This window comes from Haloarcula marina (genome assembly GCF_024218775.1).
GTDB lineage: Archaea > Halobacteriota > Halobacteria > Halobacteriales > Haloarculaceae > Haloarcula > Haloarcula marina.
Genome location: NZ_CP100404.1, coordinates 2,172,811 through 2,188,486, shown reverse-complemented (window position 1 = coordinate 2,188,486; position 15,676 = coordinate 2,172,811). Strand labels below are relative to the sequence as shown.

General features: G+C 66.3%; 21 protein-coding genes, 1 tRNA gene and 1 pseudogene. 12 read left to right on the top strand and 11 right to left on the bottom strand.

The genetic code is table 11. The features are described 5' to 3' along the window. Positions 1-3: 3 nt before the first annotated feature. A pseudogene (locus tag NJQ44_RS11430) lies at positions 4-249 on the bottom strand (sensor histidine kinase); the annotation flags it as partial. 389 nt (positions 250-638) lie between these two features. Between NJQ44_RS11430 and NJQ44_RS11425 the strand changes: the two are divergent. From NJQ44_RS11425 to NJQ44_RS11395, 7 genes are all read left to right on the top strand, one after another. Then, positions 639-1,559 (top strand): alpha/beta hydrolase, encoded by a 921-nt coding sequence (locus tag NJQ44_RS11425; protein WP_254271480.1) that lies wholly within the window; start codon positions 639-641, stop codon positions 1,557-1,559. 51 nt (positions 1,560-1,610) lie between these two features. Beyond that, positions 1,611-1,940 (top strand): 4Fe-4S dicluster domain-containing protein, encoded by a 330-nt coding sequence (locus NJQ44_RS11420; protein WP_254271479.1) that lies wholly within the window; start codon positions 1,611-1,613, stop codon positions 1,938-1,940. A 133-nt stretch (positions 1,941-2,073) separates the two neighbouring features. Further along, positions 2,074-2,928: an electron transfer flavoprotein subunit beta/FixA family protein gene (locus tag NJQ44_RS11415; protein WP_254271478.1), complete on the top strand. Its 855-nt coding sequence runs from the start codon at positions 2,074-2,076 to the stop codon at positions 2,926-2,928. 2 nt (positions 2,929-2,930) lie between these two features. Then, positions 2,931-4,589 (top strand): electron transfer flavoprotein subunit alpha/FixB family protein, encoded by a 1,659-nt coding sequence (locus NJQ44_RS11410; RefSeq protein ID WP_254271477.1) that lies wholly within the window; start codon positions 2,931-2,933, stop codon positions 4,587-4,589. Next, positions 4,582-6,240, top strand: a complete 1,659-nt coding sequence (locus NJQ44_RS11405) for an FAD-dependent monooxygenase (RefSeq protein ID WP_254271476.1) — start codon at positions 4,582-4,584, stop codon at positions 6,238-6,240. Before NJQ44_RS11410 ends, NJQ44_RS11405 begins: the two co-directional genes overlap by 8 nt. After that, on the top strand, positions 6,237-6,596 hold the full coding sequence (locus NJQ44_RS11400; RefSeq protein ID WP_254271475.1) for a DUF8055 family protein: 360 nt from the start codon (positions 6,237-6,239) through the stop codon (positions 6,594-6,596). The genes NJQ44_RS11405 and NJQ44_RS11400 overlap by 4 nt, the downstream gene beginning before the upstream one ends. 77 nt (positions 6,597-6,673) lie before the next feature. Beyond that, entirely contained in the window at positions 6,674-7,405 is a 732-nt protein-coding gene (locus NJQ44_RS11395; RefSeq protein WP_254271474.1) for a GNAT family N-acetyltransferase, read from the top strand. Here NJQ44_RS11395 and NJQ44_RS11390 read toward each other — a convergent pair whose 3' ends face one another. The 3 genes from NJQ44_RS11390 to tmcA are packed head-to-tail and all read right to left on the bottom strand — an operon-like array spanning position 7,406 to position 10,322. Then, complete coding sequence (locus NJQ44_RS11390) at positions 7,406-7,570, bottom strand: DUF8014 family protein (RefSeq protein ID WP_254271473.1); 165 nt, start codon at positions 7,568-7,570, stop codon at positions 7,406-7,408. Next, positions 7,567-8,058, bottom strand: a complete 492-nt coding sequence (locus NJQ44_RS11385) for a DUF456 family protein (protein ID WP_254271472.1) — start codon at positions 8,056-8,058, stop codon at positions 7,567-7,569. The genes NJQ44_RS11390 and NJQ44_RS11385 overlap by 4 nt, the downstream gene beginning before the upstream one ends. After that, positions 8,055-10,322 carry a tRNA(Met) cytidine acetyltransferase TmcA gene (tmcA, locus tag NJQ44_RS11380; RefSeq protein ID WP_254271471.1) on the bottom strand — a complete coding sequence of 756 codons (2,268 nt, stop codon included), beginning with the start codon at positions 10,320-10,322 and terminating at the stop codon, positions 8,055-8,057. The genes NJQ44_RS11385 and tmcA overlap by 4 nt, the downstream gene beginning before the upstream one ends. A 276-nt stretch (positions 10,323-10,598) precedes the next feature. Between tmcA and rpl7ae the strand changes: the two genes are divergently transcribed. The 5 genes from rpl7ae to NJQ44_RS11355 all read left to right on the top strand — a co-directional run bounded on the left by rpl7ae (position 10,599) and on the right by NJQ44_RS11355 (position 12,335). Beyond that, entirely contained in the window at positions 10,599-10,961 is a 363-nt protein-coding gene (rpl7ae, locus tag NJQ44_RS11375) for a 50S ribosomal protein L7Ae (protein WP_254271470.1), read from the top strand. An 11-nt stretch (positions 10,962-10,972) separates the two neighbouring features. Beyond that, entirely contained in the window at positions 10,973-11,200 is a 228-nt protein-coding gene (locus NJQ44_RS11370; protein WP_254271469.1) for a 30S ribosomal protein S28e, read from the top strand. Positions 11,201-11,202: 2 nt separating this feature from the next. Next, the gene (locus NJQ44_RS11365) at positions 11,203-11,547 is read left to right on the top strand and encodes a 50S ribosomal protein L24e (protein WP_254271468.1); all 345 of its coding nucleotides are present in this window, start codon (positions 11,203-11,205) and stop codon (positions 11,545-11,547) included. Continuing rightward, a complete protein-coding gene (ndk, locus tag NJQ44_RS11360) occupies positions 11,547-12,011 on the top strand; it encodes a nucleoside-diphosphate kinase (RefSeq protein ID WP_254271467.1) in 465 nt (154 codons plus the stop codon). Before NJQ44_RS11365 ends, ndk begins: the two co-directional genes overlap by 1 nt. Before the next feature lie 84 nt (positions 12,012-12,095). Then, complete coding sequence (locus NJQ44_RS11355; protein ID WP_254271466.1) at positions 12,096-12,335, top strand: glutaredoxin family protein; 240 nt, start codon at positions 12,096-12,098, stop codon at positions 12,333-12,335. Between the two features lie 27 nt (positions 12,336-12,362). On the opposite strand, the gene msrB is transcribed toward NJQ44_RS11355, so the two are convergent. The 7 genes from msrB to NJQ44_RS11320 all read right to left on the bottom strand — a co-directional run bounded on the left by msrB (position 12,363) and on the right by NJQ44_RS11320 (position 15,644). Next, complete coding sequence (gene msrB / locus NJQ44_RS11350) at positions 12,363-12,770, bottom strand: peptide-methionine (R)-S-oxide reductase MsrB (RefSeq protein ID WP_254271465.1); 408 nt, start codon at positions 12,768-12,770, stop codon at positions 12,363-12,365. Between the two features lie 79 nt (positions 12,771-12,849). Continuing rightward, positions 12,850-12,923 (bottom strand) — tRNA-Thr (locus tag NJQ44_RS11345). 30 nt (positions 12,924-12,953) lie between these two features. Next, the gene (locus tag NJQ44_RS11340) at positions 12,954-13,421 is read right to left on the bottom strand and encodes a GNAT family N-acetyltransferase (protein WP_254271464.1); all 468 of its coding nucleotides are present in this window, start codon (positions 13,419-13,421) and stop codon (positions 12,954-12,956) included. A gap of 48 nt (positions 13,422-13,469) precedes the next feature. Continuing rightward, positions 13,470-14,051 (bottom strand): CBS domain-containing protein, encoded by a 582-nt coding sequence (locus NJQ44_RS11335; RefSeq protein WP_254271463.1) that lies wholly within the window; start codon positions 14,049-14,051, stop codon positions 13,470-13,472. A gap of 78 nt (positions 14,052-14,129) precedes the next feature. After that, the gene (locus tag NJQ44_RS11330; RefSeq protein WP_254271462.1) at positions 14,130-14,891 is read right to left on the bottom strand and encodes a GTP cyclohydrolase III; all 762 of its coding nucleotides are present in this window, start codon (positions 14,889-14,891) and stop codon (positions 14,130-14,132) included. A gap of 49 nt (positions 14,892-14,940) precedes the next feature. Continuing rightward, entirely contained in the window at positions 14,941-15,273 is a 333-nt protein-coding gene (locus NJQ44_RS11325; RefSeq protein ID WP_254271461.1) for a DUF7344 domain-containing protein, read from the bottom strand. A gap of 71 nt (positions 15,274-15,344) precedes the next feature. Continuing rightward, positions 15,345-15,644, bottom strand: a complete 300-nt coding sequence (locus NJQ44_RS11320; RefSeq protein ID WP_254271460.1) for a DUF5785 family protein — start codon at positions 15,642-15,644, stop codon at positions 15,345-15,347. Positions 15,645-15,676: the final 32 nt, after the last annotated feature.

Sequence of the window (15,676 nt, the reverse complement as noted above, 5' to 3'; positions counted from 1 at the left end):
TCGTCACTCGGCGCGTTCGACGCCGCCGAACTCGAACCGTGCGCCGCCGTCGTGGCTCTCGGCCACCGATACGTCTCAGCGGTGGGCCTCGGCAATTGTCTCGACGATGGCGAGGCCGTAGCCCGTCCCGTCGCCTGCTGTGGTGAATCCATTGTCGAAGACGGCGTCGCGGTTCGCCGGGCCGATGCCCGGCCCGTCGTCGGCGACGGAGAACCCGTCCGTCGTTTCGCCGACGGTGACGGTGACCGAGACTGTGCGACCAGCCACACGCGCCCAGAGAATCTGGACGGCGAGCGTCGTGGCGAGGACGTCGCGGGCGTACGCCAGCGACCCGACGGCGATAGCGACGTGACAGAGGACGAGCGGCGTCCCACCGGAGTCGGTTCGTTTTCGCCACGCCACGCCCGCGAACAGCACCCGATAGCCCAGCCGTGGCGTACAACAGGCCGACGAACCGCTCGTACATCTGTCAATCTACTACGCGAAGACCGGTCATTGTTTTACGGCCAATTTCCGCGGATGATACTACCTGTAGACCCGTCGTGAGTGGCCGTCGCTATCGTGTGCGGATACCGGCCCTCGGCGGTGTCAGGACGCACCCCGACGCGCTTTTGTGCCGCGGGGTCACAGGCCGAGGTATGACAGAACGCGCCGCCTCGACGGTCACGGTCCAGCGGGACATCCCGTTCCACGAGGCCGACGGCGTGACGCTCGCTTTGGACGTGTACGACGACCCGGACGCGTCCGGTCCGAAACCGGTCGCGGTCCTCGTCCGCGGTGGTGCCTTCACGGTCGGCGACAAGGGCAAGTTCGCCCGCCACGCCATCGACCTGGCCAGCGAGGGGTATCTGGTCGTCGAACCGCAGTACCGACTCGCGCCCGAGCACACGTTCCCGGCGGCCCTCGTCGACGTGAAAGCCGCCATCGAGTGGTGTCGCACGGAGGCCGACCGGTTCGGCGCGGACTCGGACCGTGTCGTCGCCCTCGGTCACTCGGCGGGCGCGAACCTCGTCTGCTTGGCGGCGGCCACCGGCGACGACCCCGCCTTCGAACCGGACCTGTATCCGGGGGCGTCATCGTCACTCTCGGCGGTCGTCGGATACGCGGGCGTCTACGACTTCCGGGCGATGACCGGCGCAGGACCCGAACACGAAGATATCAACACGAAGTACCTCGGCGGGACTCCCGACGAGATACCGGAGGCCTACGACCTCGCCTCGCCGGTGGTACAGGCTGACGTGGCGATGCCGCCGACGCTGTTGCTCCACGGCGAGGACGACGAGGTGGTCCCGCCGAACCAGTCGGCACTGCTCGCCGACACGCTGGACGCCGTGAGCACCGTCGAGTACGACCGCGTCCCCGGCGGCCACGGGTTCCCGTTCCACGGCGCGTTTTACGACGACGTATACGACCGCACCGCAGAGTTCTTCCGACGGCACGTCGGCGTGGTCGACGACGCCGATGCACCGCCGCAGAGCGGCCCGAATGGGGGGCCACAGGGCGGCCCGGAACCGCGGGCGGGCGACCGGTTCGAGGGCCCCGGCAACCGCCGTCGCTGAGGCTCTTCGGTCGAAAGCTTAAGTATCACCGACGAGTGGTGTTAGATACCAATGGCCATAGACCCCGAGTTCGAGGACAACCGCGACGTGGTCGAACAGCACGAGGGACACAACGTCTGGGGACCGGTCGAGGAACCCGAGACGCTGGGAATTCACGGCACGCACGTCGCCGTCGACTTCGACATCTGTCTCGCCGACGGGGCCTGCCTGGAAGACTGCCCGGTCGACGTTTTCGAGTGGGTCGACACACCGGACCACCCCGAGAGCGAAATCAAGGCCGACCCGGCCCACGAGGACCAGTGCATCGACTGTATGCTGTGTGTCGACGTGTGTCCGGTCGACGCCATCGACGTCGACCCCGGCCGCGCCGGTCGTATCTGAGCGAGGTTCCGTTCTGTCGCTGACGCCGCGCCGTGAGTGACGGCCGTCGCGGTCACCAGTTGTCAACGGTTATTGTGAACATACATTTATGTTCCAGCCAACATGAGGTACGTTGACGAGGTTCGTGACAAATATGCACACAGTAGTTTTGACGAAGGGCGTCCCCGACTTCCGCGAGGGAAAGGTCTCCTTCGACGAGGACGGCCACCTCGAACGGGGAAAGACCCCGACGGTGATGAACCCCAACGACAAGCACGCGCTCCGTGCGGCGCTCCAGACGCGCGTCCGCAACGGCGGCCACGTCTCGCTGATGAGCATGGGGCCGCCGGGGTATCAGGAAGTGCTCCAAGAGGGGATGCGCGACGTGTACGCCGACGACCTGTATCTTCTCTCGGACCGCGAGATGGGGGCCGCCGACACGTGGGCGACGGCGATGACCGTCGCGACGGGCATCCAGAACTTGGAGACGGAACCGGACATCGCGTTCGCGGGCTTCAAGACGGCCGACGGGGAGACGGGCCACACCGGCCCGCAGACGGCGTACTGCCTCGGATGGCCGATGGTGACCCACGTCGTCTCCCTGGACATCGACGAGGAGGCGGGCCGACTACGAGCGAAGCGACTGGTCGACGGTGACGTGTCCGAAATCGAGACGGTCGACACGCCGCTCCCGTGTTTCGTCGTCGCCGACCCCGAGTTCGAACCGACCTACCGGAAGGCCGCCCACCGCCTCGAACACAAGGACCTGCGTGAGGAGACCCAAGAGCGGGCCGAACGGTACGAGGAACTGGTCACCGTCTGGGACCACGAGGACCTGAATCTCGACCCCGATTATATCGGACTCGACGGGTCGCCGACCATCGTCGCTGGCGTCGACCCGATTCCGAAAGCGCCCTCGGAACGCGAAGCGACGGTGGTCGACGGCGACGACGCGGCGGCGATGGAACCGGTACTCGACGAACTGACGCCGTTCGCGGGAGGTGACTGACGATGCCCGAAATCGACCCTACAGAGCACGAAATCGCCGACCTCGGACCGAAAATCAAGGACATCGAGGACGCCGACGAACTGCGCGAGATGCTGGCCCTGGAGGAAGACGGCGAGGACCGCACGCCGGTCAAGACACTCATCGAGAGCCGCATCGAGAAACTCGAAGGCGAGGACGACGAGGAGACGGACCCGGCGACGGCGGACCTCTCGGCGATGACCGTCGCGGACATCGCGAACATGGTTCGGGACGTAGACGACGCCGACGTGCTTCGGGACATCCTCGAACGCGAACGCGACGGGAATGACCGTTCCAGCGCTATCTCGCAAATCGAGAGCCGAATCGAGTCCATCGAAGGGAGCGACGAGGACGGAGGGGAGGTCGAAGTCGAGTACGTCCCGCCCGAGGAGAAGTACCCCGAACTCGACCACCCGACCAACGAGAAGCAGTGGGTCGAGGGGACCGTCGGCGGCGACTACCGCGACATGTGGGTCTACTGCGAGACGCAGGCCGGTGAACTCGTCGACGTTTCGAAGGAGATGCTGGGGAAGGCCCGCGGACTGATGGACCAGTACAACGCCGACTACGGCGAGGACGAACGGGTGGTGGCCGTCCTCATCGGTGCGGACGCCAGCGACCACGTCGAGGACGTAACCGCCTACGGCGCGGACCTCGTCGTCTACTACGAGGACAGCAGGTTGGAACGGTTCCGACACACCTCCTACACGGAGATATTCTGCGACATGGCGCGGGCCGGTGGCGAACTCGCCAGCGAGGGCCACGAGGCGGTCGACTGGAAGGAGTACCACGAGCCACGGTACACGATTTTCCCGGCGACCAACAACGGCCGGGACCTCTCGGCGCTGGTACAGGGAGCGCTCGACTCCGGCCTCGCGTCGGACTGCTCGGGGCTGTACATCGAGAACGCGATGATTTCCAACCCCGCGAAGGTCGGCACGGCGGGCGACAAGAAGGAGTTCGGGCGCGTCCTCCACATGAAGCGGCCGGACTTCTCCGGGTTCGAGTACTCGACCATCCTGTGTATCGACAAGCCGAACCGGGACTTCCACCCCCAGGGCGCGTCGGTGATTCCGGGCAGTTTCGACGTTCCCGACCCCGACTACGAGCGCGAGGCCGAAGTCGTCGACTACGAGATGGAGTTAGACGACGCGTGGTTCGAGGTGGACGTGACGGAGTTCGACCGCCTCTCGGGCGGTGTCGACCTCACCGGCAACGAAGTCGTCGTCGCCGTGGGCCGCGGTATCGGCGACGACCCCACGACGGGAATCGAACTGGCTCTCGATTTGGTGGACGCCTTCGACGAGGCCGACCTCGGCCTCTCGCGGGGCGTCATCACCTCCTCGTACGCCTTCGACAGCCACGTCGAGCAGTACGTCACGGAGGAGCGCCAGATCGGGGAGTCCGGACAGGTCGTCGAACCGGCCGTCTACATCGCCGCCGGTATCTCGGGCGCCATCCAGCACAAGGTCGGCTGTGACGAATCGGACACCATCATCGCCATCAACACCGACCCAGAGGCGGACATCGCCGACTTCTCGGACTACGTCATCGAGGGCGACCTGTTCGAAGTCCTGCCACGGCTGACCGAGGCCGTCGAGAGGGGCGAACTCGCCGCGGCCGTGGAGGCGAGCGATGACTGACCACGAACACTACGAGGCCGTCGTCGTCGGGTGCGGTCCCGGCGGGGCCGCGGCGGCGGCGAACCTCGCGCGCAACGGCGTCGAGACGCTGGTCCTCGAACGCGGCGTCGACGCCGGGTCGAAGAACGTCTCGGGCGGCCTCATCTACGCCGAGGAGTCCGCGCCGTACACCATCGACGGCCTGTTCCCCGACTTCCGCGAGGAAGCCACCGAACGGCCCGTCACCGATAACTTCATCCACAACGTCGCGGGCGACCGGGTGAAGACGTTCGACCTCGGGGACTTACACCACCACGACACGGCGTGGGCCGATAGCGTCCTCCGCCGGAAGATGGACTCGTGGCTCGGCGACCGGGTCCACGAACTCACGCGCGAGACGGGCGGCGGCCTGCTGACGGAGGTTCACGTCACCGGTCTCCTGCGCGAGAAGGGCGAAATCGTCGGCGTCCTCACCGAGGAACTGGACCCCATCGAGGCCGACATCGTCGTGGCGGCCGACGGCGTCAACTCGGAGTTGGCCCGCGACGCTGGCCTGATGGACTGGGACGACCCCGACGAGTGGTTCCAAGGCGTGAAGGCCGTCGCCGAGATGGACCCGGACGTTATCGACGACCGGTTCGACATCGACGACGACGAAGGCGAGGCCCACCTGTTCTCGGGCGACCTGTTCGACGGCGTGCGGGGCGGCGGGTTCCTCTACACGAACGACGCGTCGCTGTCAATCGGGACGGTGTTCCACCTCGACTCGCTGGCGGAGGAACGCGCCGAACCACAGGAACTGCTCGACGGCCTGCTGACCCACCCCCTCATGGCCCAATGGCTGGGTGACGAGTACACCGAACTGGAGTACAGCGCGAAACTCGTCCCCGACTCGAAGAAAGTCGCGCACACGTCGCCGCACAAGGACCGCCTCGTCCTCGTGGGCGACGCGGCGGGGCAGATGCAGGCCCAGGGCCCCATCATCAAGGGGATGAACCACGCCGTCACTGCGGGGGCGCTCGCCGCCGAGGCGTTCGCCGACGCCCGCGCTCGCGGGGACCCGCACCGGGCGGGCCAACTGTACGAGCGGAAACTGAACGAGGAGGGCGTGATGGACAAACTCCGGCCCACTGCCTACGACGTGGTCGGCAAGACCGGAGAAATCGGGCCGCTCGACGGCGTCGCCAACGCCGTCGTGGAGTCGTCGCTCGGCCGCTTCGGCGTCCGGGCCGCGTCGGGCCTCATCGAACGGGCGTACAACTCGCCGACGCTCGTCTCGATGATTCCCGACACGAAACTGCCCTACGTCACCCTCCCGACGGTCATCGGGGAGGAACTGGGTGAGGTGGTGACGGACGTGAATACGATCGAACCGCCGGAACTGGACGACCGAATCGGTGCCCTGACCTACGACGTGGGCGACCCCCACATCACCCTCTTGGACAAGTCCTTCGAGGCGTCGGGGACGGCCGTGACGGCCTGTCCCGTGAGCGCGAAGGACTTCGGCGGTGGCTGTTACCGCGACGAGATGGTCCGGACGAACGGGGACGAGGAACACCTCGTGAGCCTCGACACGCAACCCTGCGTCGAGTGCGGGACCTGCGCCGTCGTCGCCGACACCGAGTGGCGACACCCCGCCGGTGGGAAAGGTGTCGAGTACGAGCAAGGATGAGCCATCAGTCACACGACCGCATCCGTGCGCTCGAACGCCGGGCCGAGGCGGCCGCCGAGGGGTTCGACCCGACGCCGCCGGACGAGGCGCGCGCCCTCGAACTCCTCCGGGAGGGCGTCGGGCCGACAGTGGCGGTGTACTGCGAGGCCCGGACCGGTGACGCGTGGGTCCGGTTCGGCCAACAGGAGTTCGACCGCCTCGAACGGACGTTCAACCGGTGGCTAGAGATGTACGCCGCGTGCTACGGCGTGGCCCTCGACGGCGACTACTCGATTCGGACCGCCGCGGAACTTCTCGTCGACACGCACGACATCCGCGACGTGGCGACGGTGCTGACCGGCGTTCCGGAACGGTAGGCGGCGACTTCCACCGACGCAGTCGCTTCCTGAAAAGATGACAAACAATTAAATACTGGGTTGTGGTAACAATAATCATGGAGATCACAGAGCCACTGCAGTTCGACCACGCCGACCGCCGCGATATCTACGACTACGTCGAGTCCCACGGCGAGGTGAAGTCCGACACCGTGCGGAAGGCTCTCCAGATGGAACCGCGACCGTTCGGCCACCACGTGGCGATACTCCAGCGCGCCGGGATGGTCGAACGCGACGGGGACTCGATTCGCATCGCCTACGAGGGGGGCGACGCACAGGAGTTCGAGACGGAGGAGGTCGAGTACACCATCCGGCAGGCCAAACAGGAGGACCTACAGGGCCTCGTCGGGGCGATTCGCGCGGCCATCGGGAGCGGGGCCTACGTCGACGCCGAGACGCTGGCGGACATCATCGACAACGAGGGCGTCCTCCTGCGACACAACGAACTGGAGTCGCGCATCTTCTTCGTCGCCTGCGTCGACGACGACGTGGTCGGGTGGGTCCACCTCAAGCACCCCGAAATCGAGAAACTCAGCCACACCGCCGAACTGACGGTCGGCGTCCTCGTCCAGTTCCGCGGACAGGGTATCGGCGCGCACCTCCTCGAACGCGGGACCGAGTGGGCGACCGACCACGGCTACGAGAAACTGTACAACTCCGTTCCGTCGACGAATCAGGACGCCATCGACTTCCTCGAAGCCCACGGTTGGGAGACCGAGGCCGTTCGGGAAAAGCACTACAAGTTCGACGACGAGTACGCCGACGAGGTGATGATGGCGAAAGCCCTCTAATCAGCGCCACTCGCCCTCGAAGTCGTCCAGCGGCTCGGGGACGACGCCGTCCCTCTGTACCCACACGCGAGCGTGTGCCGTACAAACGACCCGATTTTCCGCCCACGGAATGTGGAGTTCGACCGCCGCGCGCTCCTCGCAGTCCGCTTCTTCGCACGTCGTCACAGCGCGACCACCAGCATCGTCACGAGTATCGATGCGGTGAGCATCACTTGGACGACGCCGGAGGCGAGCATCCCCGCCGTCGTGACCAGCGCCGCTTTCAGCCCCTTCCGGGCGTCCTGCTGGCGCTGGAACTCGATGGCGAACACCGTCGCCGTGACGCCGAGGATGATGCCTAGCGGTCCCGTGACGAAGAAGAGGAGCAGGCCGACGACGCCAGCGATGACCGCCGTCGTCGTCGACGCACCGCCGACGCGGGCCGCGATAGCGCCGCCGAGGAAATCCACGAGCCACGTCAGTACGCCCACCAGCGTCAGGGCGACGAGGAGCACGGTCCCGGGTTCGGTCATGTCGGTGGCGAACCAGTAGAGATAGACGCCAGCGAGCGACACCGGTGCGCCGGGCAGTTGGGGAATCAGACTCCCGATGACGCCGCCGACGAGCAAGGCGAACGCGAGGACGACGAGCAGCGGTTCGAGGCCGGAGATCATGTGTGGCGGTCGAGTTCCTCCTGTACCCACGCATCGCCGTAGCGACGCGTCAATCTTTCGACGGCTCCGCCGAGCGCGCGCATGCACTGGCGGCGAGAGACGAAGTCCAGTTCGTCGGCGACGGCGTCCCACTCGCTGGCCTGCAACACTTTCCGGACCAACAGGCGTTCCTCGCGGTCGGTGAGGGCGACGACATCGCCTCCGGATGTCTCGGCCCCGTCGGACGCGACCAGATGGCGAACTGCGAGCGTGCGGAACGGTGCGGGGTCGGTGTCGAGGATGCCAGCGCCGCCCGGGACGCCCGCGACGAGTCGCCACTCCAACTCGGAGAGGGCCACCGGCGGCGTCGAGTCGACGGCCCGCAGCGCCGCCCGGACCACGTCGGGGTCGCAGTCGTCCAAGGCGTCCGAGAGGACGGCGGCGATGCGGTCACAGAACCAGTCCGCGTGCCTGTCTGCGAGGGCCTTCCCCTCCTCTGAAACCGGGTCCAGCATGATTGCGGAGTACTCTCCGCTGGTGTCGTTGCGCGTCGTCGAGAGGTGGACCGTCGCGTAGCCGTTCTGCCGCCAAAATCGGACGAGTTCCGGCGTCGCGCCGTAGCCCACGCCGAGCCAATCGACCTCGTCGCCGAACTCGCTCCGGGCGGCAGCGAGCAGTTTCGACCCGAGTCCCCGCGAGCGGACGGCGGCGTGGGTCGCGATGCGCAGGACTCGCTGGCCGACCGGCACGCCCGCCGACTCGTCGCGCAACTGCGTCGTCAACACGTCGGGGACCATGTTCCCGCGGATGCGCCCGCCTTCGTACATCGTCGCTCTGAGGTCGGCGGGCAGGTCCCCCTCGCGGGCCAGCAGTGCGACGGCGACGACGTGGCCTTCGTAGGTGAGCGCCCGAACGGTGAGATTCGGGGCATCCAGTAGGCGCGCGAGGTCCGCCGGTTCCGTCCGGTAGTGCGCGAGGACGAGCAGTCCGAACACCTCTCGGAGCAGGTGTTCGTCGGCGAGCAAGTCGGCGGTCGAGATGCGGCGGTAGGAGGCGGTCTCGGGCGTCGCGTCGGTCACCAACTGCTCGACCGGCGGTCGTGCGTCGAGCAACAGCGCCCGGAACGCCCACGCCTCGATGGGGTCGGCGTCGGCGTACCGAATCGGCGTCGTCATCGTCACGTCCGTCACGTCGTGGTCGCTCTCGTCCAATCGGTCGCGGAAGCGGACGGAGAAGCCCCGTCCCGCGCCCTCGTAGCCGTGGACCGTCGTGGTAAAGGCGACGGCGGGCGCGGCCAGCAGGGCTTCGAGGCGGCGAACCGGGAGCGCGGCCGCCTCGTCGACGATAACCACGTCCGGGTCCCCGGGTAGTTCGACGGCGGCCGACGGCTTGCTGAATCGGATGCGGCCGCCTGACTCGGGAACGAGGAGTTCCTGCGGGGCGTCGGGACGGTCACGCTCGACGGTGACGCCGAGCGTCTCGAACAAACCGACGGCGCGTGCGAACACCTCTGCGGCGCTCCGGTACTGCGGTGCGGTCACGAGTACGTCGCGTCCCTCTAGCACGAGGGCGGCGGCCGAGAGACCCGCGGCGCTCGACTTCCCGCGCCCTCGGTCGGCCTCCACGACGACGGCAGTGTCGGGATCGCGGAGTCGCTCGAAGGCCCGGACCGCCGCGCACTGGTCGTCTGTGAGACAGGCCTCGTAGGTCGCCAACGGAAAGGTGGCGTCCGTCGGGGCGGTCGGTTCCGTCGGCGGGCGTCGGGGCGGCGGGTTCGTCAGCCCGTCGCGTTCGACAGTCTCGCCGTCTTCGGACAGGCTGACGACGGCGATGCCGCGGTGAGCGCGCAACGTCTCGACCAGCCGTCGCCGGAAGTGGCCGGTCGCGTCGCCGACGGCGAACGGCGGGACCGCCAGCGTCTCGTCGAATGCGTCCCGAATCTCGGGCCACTCGTCGAGCGGCGGCGTCAGGAGGACGAGCAGACCGCCGCCGTCGACGGCCCCGACCGCCGTCCCCAGCGCGTTCGGTCGGAGTTCGCCGTGACAGTCGAGGACGACAGCGGTCCGCGTTCGTCCGAGGAGTTCGCTCGCTCTGGACTGTTCGTAGTGTTCGCAGTCGAGAAACGGCATCGACCCGAGTGTCGTCGTCTCGTCGAGCGAAACGTCGGCGGCGTCGAGCGCGGTGCGGGCACGGTCGCGGCTCTGTTCGGCAGGCCCGGCGAGGACGAGGCAACGACGCTCGTTCGCGCGACGGGCCTCGGTCCGAAGCGACCGTGCGAGGTCCATACCGCAGGTCCGGCGGCCGCGGATATGGGCCTGACGGATACGGAGGGGGCTGAGCGGTCCGCCGCCGTCGACGGGTTGCGACCGTGCGGCGGGCTGGCACGCGATAGCGGCTTCGAAAGCGCTTTTAGGGCCGGTGGCACAGAATTGGGTACAGCCTGCGCCGGGTTGATGATGCTCCCAGCCTTTATAGGACAGCGCACACCGACGGGGTGTGCCGCGGGAATTCCCGCGAACGGCGGGGGAGCCTGAGCCCGCGCGCAGGAGGTGAACATACAAATGCCAGTGTACGTAGATTTCGACGTTCCGGCCGACCTCGAGGACGACGCCCTCGAGGCGCTGGAAGTCGCACGAGATACAGGAAGCGTAAAGAAGGGAACCAACGAGACGACCAAGGCCGTCGAGCGCGGCTCCGCGGAACTCGTCTTCGTCGCCGAAGACGTTCAGCCCGAGGAAATCGTCATGCACATCCCGGAACTCGCCGACGAGAAGGGCGTCCCCTTCATCTTCGTCGAGCAGCAGGACGACCTGGGCCACGCCGCTGGGCTCGAAGTCGGCTCCGCCGCCGCCGCCATCGTCGATTCCGGCGAGGCCGAGGCCGACGTCGAGGACATCGCCGCGAAGGTCGAGGAGCTTCGCTGAGGTGACCACGGATGAGTGCTGAGGAATCCGAAGGAAGCGGCTCCACGCCCGCCGAAGTCATCGAGATTGTCGGCAAAACGGGGATGCACGGCGAGGCCATGCAGGTCAAGTGCCGCATCCGCGAGGGCGAGAATCAGGGGCGCATCATCACCCGAAACGTGCTGGGTCCCGTCCGCGAGGGCGACGTGCTCCAGCTCCGCGAGACGGCCCGCGAGGCCGACTCCATCGGGGGGCAGTAACGATGCCGCGAACCCGAGAATGCGACTACTGCGGCGCCGACATCGAGCCCGGCACGGGCACGATGCTCGTCCGCAACGACGGTTCCACCACCCACTTCTGCTCCTCGAAGTGCGAGAACAACGCGGACCTCGGCCGCGAGGCCCGTAACCTCAACTGGACCGAGGCTGGCCGCGCCAGCAAGCCGGTGGCGGAAACCGAAACCGCAGACGAGGACGCGGTCGACGAAGAGCCCGAGGAACCCGAGGCCGACGACGTGTCCGAGGAAGTCGAGGAAGCCGACGAAGACGCCGAGTCGGAAGCCGCCGAGGAGGACGACGAGGAAGAAGCCGAGGAGGCTGAAGCCTGATGTCCGACTACGAGCGCACCTTCGTGATGGTCAAGCCCGACGGCGTCCAGCGCGGCCTCATCGGCGACATCGTCTCCCGGTTCGAGGACCGCGGTCTGAAGATGGTCGGCGGGAAGTTCATGCAAATCGACCAGGACCTCGCCGAGGAACACTACGGCGAGCACGCCGACAAGCCGTTCTTCGACGGTCTGGTCGACTTCATCACGTCCGGCCCCGTCTTCGCGATGGTCTGGGAAGGACAGGACGCGACCCGACAGGTCCGAAACATGATGGGCGAGACGGACCCCGCCGAGTCCGCGCCGGGGACCATCCGCGGCGACTACGGTCTCGACCTCGGTCGGAACGTCATCCACGGCTCCGACCACGAGGACGAGGGCGCGAACGAGCGCGAAATCGACCTCTTCTTCGACGAGGACGAACTCGTCGACTGGGAGAGCGTCGACGAGACCTGGCTGTACGAGTAAGCCACGGTCGCGGACTTTTCGATTCCGTTTTCCCGTCACCCCTGACCGCAACTTCCTTTGAGTCGCGACGCCCTACGTAGGGTCGTGACTCGCACGCTCTACCAACTGGACGGCTGTCCGTACTGCGAGAAGGTGGCGGACCGACTGGACGAACTCGACGTCGACTACGAGAGCATCTGGGTCGACGCCCTCCATTCGGACCGCGACGAGGTCAAGCGCGTCTCCGGACAGCGCGGCGTCCCGGTCCTCGTCGACGACGAGTACGGCGTCACGATGGCGGAGTCCGAACGGATTCTGGAGTTCGCCAACGCGACCTACGCCTGACGGGGGCGGTTGGTCTCGCCGAAGTCGTCACTCGTCGGCTTCGAAGTCCAACGCCGCGCCGTTGATGCAGTAGCGCTTCCCGGTCGGTTCCGGTCCGTCGTCGAAGACGTGTCCGAGGTGGCCGCCGCAGTTGGCACAGACGACTTCGGTCCGGCGCATCCCGTGGCTCTCGTCCAGTCGCGTCTCGACGGTGCCGTCGTCGTACACGTCCCAGAAACTCGGCCATCCGGTTTCGGAGTCGAATTTCTCGTCGCTGTCGAACAGTTCCGCTCCGCATCCCGCACAGGTGAATACGCCGTCGTCTTTCACGTCCAGCAGGTCGCTACTGAACCGCGGTTCCGTCCCGGCTTCCCGAAGGATAGTGTACTCCTCGTCGGTCAGCATCTCGCGCCACTCCGCGTCGTTTTCGGGGAGGTCGCCCGCTTGTTCGCTCATGCTTTTCGGTAGGGGCTGGAAGGGTATAAGCCCACGTCAGTGTTCGGCACACACCCGTTCGGTTCGTTCGAGAGAAGAGAGCCAGGGGTGGGATTTGAACCCACGAACTCTCGATTACAAGTCGAGTGCTTGGACCACCCAAGCTCCCCTGGCGCTCGCATTCGTTCGTTGTGGGGGGACCATTTAGAGGGTATCGTTTTCTGTCGGCTTTTCCAGCGTCACGCGGTGAGGCGCGTACCCGTGGTCGGCGTAGAAGCGCCGGGCCGCGTCGTTGTCGGCCATCACTTCGAGTGAGACGACATCGGCCCCGGCGTCGGTGAGGGCGCGTTCGGCCCGCCGGAGGAGCGCACCGCCGATACCCGCGTCTCGATAGGCCGGTTCGACGAAGATGTTCTCGACGAGGCCGCGGGTGACCGACTGTCGGTAGCGGCCGCGTTCGATGGTGACCATGACGAATCCGACTATAGCGTCGTCGACGGTCGCGAGAAAGACGTCGTCGGTGACGAGTCGCTGGGCGACGGCCTCGCGGACGGCGGGACGGTTCCCCTCGGCCAGCAGGTGTGACCCGACGGCTTGCTGATCGCGGGCGAGTTCGACCCAGAGGTCGACGATAGCGTCCACGTCGTCGGTCGTCGCGGGGGAGATCTCCACACGACTACTCCGTCGGCCTGGCGCAAAACAGTTGCCGCCGCGGCGGGTCTACACGTCCCGACAGTCGGTACAGAGCAACTGGCCGTTGAAGGACGCGAGGTTCCGCGTGAAAGTCCCGCAAGCCGAGCAGATGCCCTGTTCCTCGAAGGAGTCGTCGGCGGCAGTCTCGCCGCCCGTGGTCGCCGCCTGTCCGGTCGTCGCTATCTGCGTCTGGTCTTCGATGGGGGTCGTCGCTTCTGTCACATCGCCCTCCATGCGTGCCGCGGCGAGAATATCGTGTTCGGTGAGGGTCCCCAACAGGTCACCGTCTTCGGTCACCAGCGCCCACGACGTCGACCACGCGACCAGTTGGTCGCGTGCCTCCGGCAGGCCCGCGTCTGGCGAGAGCGATGGCACGGCGTCGCTCATCACGTCGCCGACCGTCGACGACGCCAATGCCTCGCCCTCGACGACGTGTGCGAGGATGTCCGCCTGTTTGACGACGCCAATCGGGTCCGTTCCGCGGAGGACCACGGCGGCCCGTTCCTCCTCACGGACGAGGAGTTCCGCCGTCTCGTGGAGGGTGTCAGACTCACTCGCACCGACGTACTCCCGATTCATCACCTCCCGAACGGATACCGGTTCGTTCATGTGTGAATGTATCACACGGTCGTTCTAAAAGCTACCTGCACCACGCTTATGTTGTGTGGTGACTAATACCAATGCCGCTCAGTCGGCGATAGTCACCGTCTCGCCTGTCGCCCGGCACGTCTCCAGCGCGTGTTTCGCGTCCATCCCCGCGTCCGAGGCGATACGGCCGCGGCCGACGCCGACCTTCAGTTCGACGTCGACGGATTCGCGGACGTGTTCGATGGCGTCCTGATACTCCGGTTCGCCCAAGTCTGGACAGACGGCGATGACGTTGTCGCCGCCGACGAAGAAGGAGAGCGAGTCGTGGGCCTCGCGCATGTACTTCATCAGCGCGGCGTAGCCCTGTTCTATCTGGATGAACGTGTCGAACTCGTTGAGTTGGTCGGTGTACTTCCCGGTGGCGTCGTCGACGTCGAAGTGCGCGAACTGGAGGTCGGTCTCGGTTCGGAACTGGTCGGCGATGGTCTGTCCGCGGAGGACTTCTCGCCGCCCGTCGTCCTGTGCGCTCCCGGCCTCCTGTAGTTGCTCGGTGGCGGTTCCCAACGCCGAGACGGGCGTCGTCCCGGTGGCGACGGAGAGACTCATCGTCACCGGATAGCGGTTGCCGACGGATTCCTGAATCTGGGCGTGGTCGGCCTCGTCGAGGCCGTTCGTGACGGCAATCATATTATCGAAACGAGAGAAAAAGATGTAGCCGTCCCGATTTCCGATGAGTTGGGCGAGGTCCGCGTACAGTCGTGACTGGAGGGTCTGAAGGTCCACTTCGCGTCGTGGCTCCGGCGTCACGGTCCACGGCCCGTAGTTGTCGATTTGGATGTGGGTGACCTGCGTATTCGTCACTGTCAACCGGCAATTTGCGGTCGAAAGCTATTGGTCTGTCGGAATCCGCTTACGACCGGCCTCGCTCTGCGACATCTCGCCGAGCGAGTTCGACGGTGCCGACCATCGAGTCGTACTCGACGACGCCCGTCGCTGTCAGTTTCGGGATGTGTTCGGTGTACAGTTCCTCGCGCATCGCGTCGCGGTCCGCCGCCGGAACTGCCGACTCGGGAACCCGCCGTTCTCTGGCGACGATGGCCGTCGCGAGGTCCTCGACGACCATCGGCGAACCGCGGTCATACAGGACGGAGAGGGCCGCTCGTCGACTCTCGGTCGCCAAGAGGTCGGCGACGACCGACTCCGGGAGTTCGTCCGGGCGCGTATCGGTGCTTCGTGTCGCCATACGAAATGATACAACGCACCGCTACAAGTATGTGTCGTGGGCACACACCACGTGAGAATCTGCTCGCCCGCTCAGGCGTGTTGGAGGCGGTACGGCCACAGGTCCGCCTCGCGGAGCGCTCGGCCGAGAGCCTTGTGGAAGTCCGGGAAGTCCTCGAACTCGTCTTGGTCGACGTGTTCGAAGATTTCCTCGACGCTGACGACCGTCTCGTAGTCGATACGGACGGGGTGGTCCCCGTACTGCTCGACGTACTCCGCGGCCGTCAGCGGGAAGTCCTCGTCTTCGTCTATCTTCTTCGCGAGGACGGCGTGCCCGTACTTCCGTCGGCCTTCGCTGCCCTCTTCACCGTCTGGGTCGTGCGGCCAGTCCATACCCGACTCTGGGAACACCGACACAAAAAGGA

Coding starts and splice junctions, on each gene's coding strand:
- NJQ44_RS11425 (WP_254271480.1), top strand. CDS start 639: ATGACAGAACGCGCCGCCTCGACGGTCACGGTCCAGCGGGACATCCCG.
- NJQ44_RS11420 (WP_254271479.1), top strand. CDS start 1,611: ATGGCCATAGACCCCGAGTTCGAGGACAACCGCGACGTGGTCGAACAG.
- NJQ44_RS11415 (WP_254271478.1), top strand. CDS start 2,074: ATGCACACAGTAGTTTTGACGAAGGGCGTCCCCGACTTCCGCGAGGGA.
- NJQ44_RS11410 (WP_254271477.1), top strand. CDS start 2,931: ATGCCCGAAATCGACCCTACAGAGCACGAAATCGCCGACCTCGGACCG.
- NJQ44_RS11405 (WP_254271476.1), top strand. CDS start 4,582: ATGACTGACCACGAACACTACGAGGCCGTCGTCGTCGGGTGCGGTCCC.
- NJQ44_RS11400 (WP_254271475.1), top strand. CDS start 6,237: ATGAGCCATCAGTCACACGACCGCATCCGTGCGCTCGAACGCCGGGCC.
- NJQ44_RS11395 (WP_254271474.1), top strand. CDS start 6,674: ATGGAGATCACAGAGCCACTGCAGTTCGACCACGCCGACCGCCGCGAT.
- NJQ44_RS11385 (WP_254271472.1), bottom strand. CDS start 8,058: ATGATCTCCGGCCTCGAACCGCTGCTCGTCGTCCTCGCGTTCGCCTTG.
- tmcA (WP_254271471.1), bottom strand. CDS start 10,322: ATGGACCTCGCACGGTCGCTTCGGACCGAGGCCCGTCGCGCGAACGAG.
- rpl7ae (WP_254271470.1), top strand. CDS start 10,599: ATGCCAGTGTACGTAGATTTCGACGTTCCGGCCGACCTCGAGGACGAC.
- NJQ44_RS11370 (WP_254271469.1), top strand. CDS start 10,973: ATGAGTGCTGAGGAATCCGAAGGAAGCGGCTCCACGCCCGCCGAAGTC.
- NJQ44_RS11365 (WP_254271468.1), top strand. CDS start 11,203: ATGCCGCGAACCCGAGAATGCGACTACTGCGGCGCCGACATCGAGCCC.
- ndk (WP_254271467.1), top strand. CDS start 11,547: ATGTCCGACTACGAGCGCACCTTCGTGATGGTCAAGCCCGACGGCGTC.
- msrB (WP_254271465.1), bottom strand. CDS start 12,770: ATGAGCGAACAAGCGGGCGACCTCCCCGAAAACGACGCGGAGTGGCGC.
- NJQ44_RS11335 (WP_254271463.1), bottom strand. CDS start 14,051: ATGAACGAACCGGTATCCGTTCGGGAGGTGATGAATCGGGAGTACGTC.
- NJQ44_RS11325 (WP_254271461.1), bottom strand. CDS start 15,273: ATGGCGACACGAAGCACCGATACGCGCCCGGACGAACTCCCGGAGTCG.
- NJQ44_RS11320 (WP_254271460.1), bottom strand. CDS start 15,644: ATGGACTGGCCGCACGACCCAGACGGTGAAGAGGGCAGCGAAGGCCGA.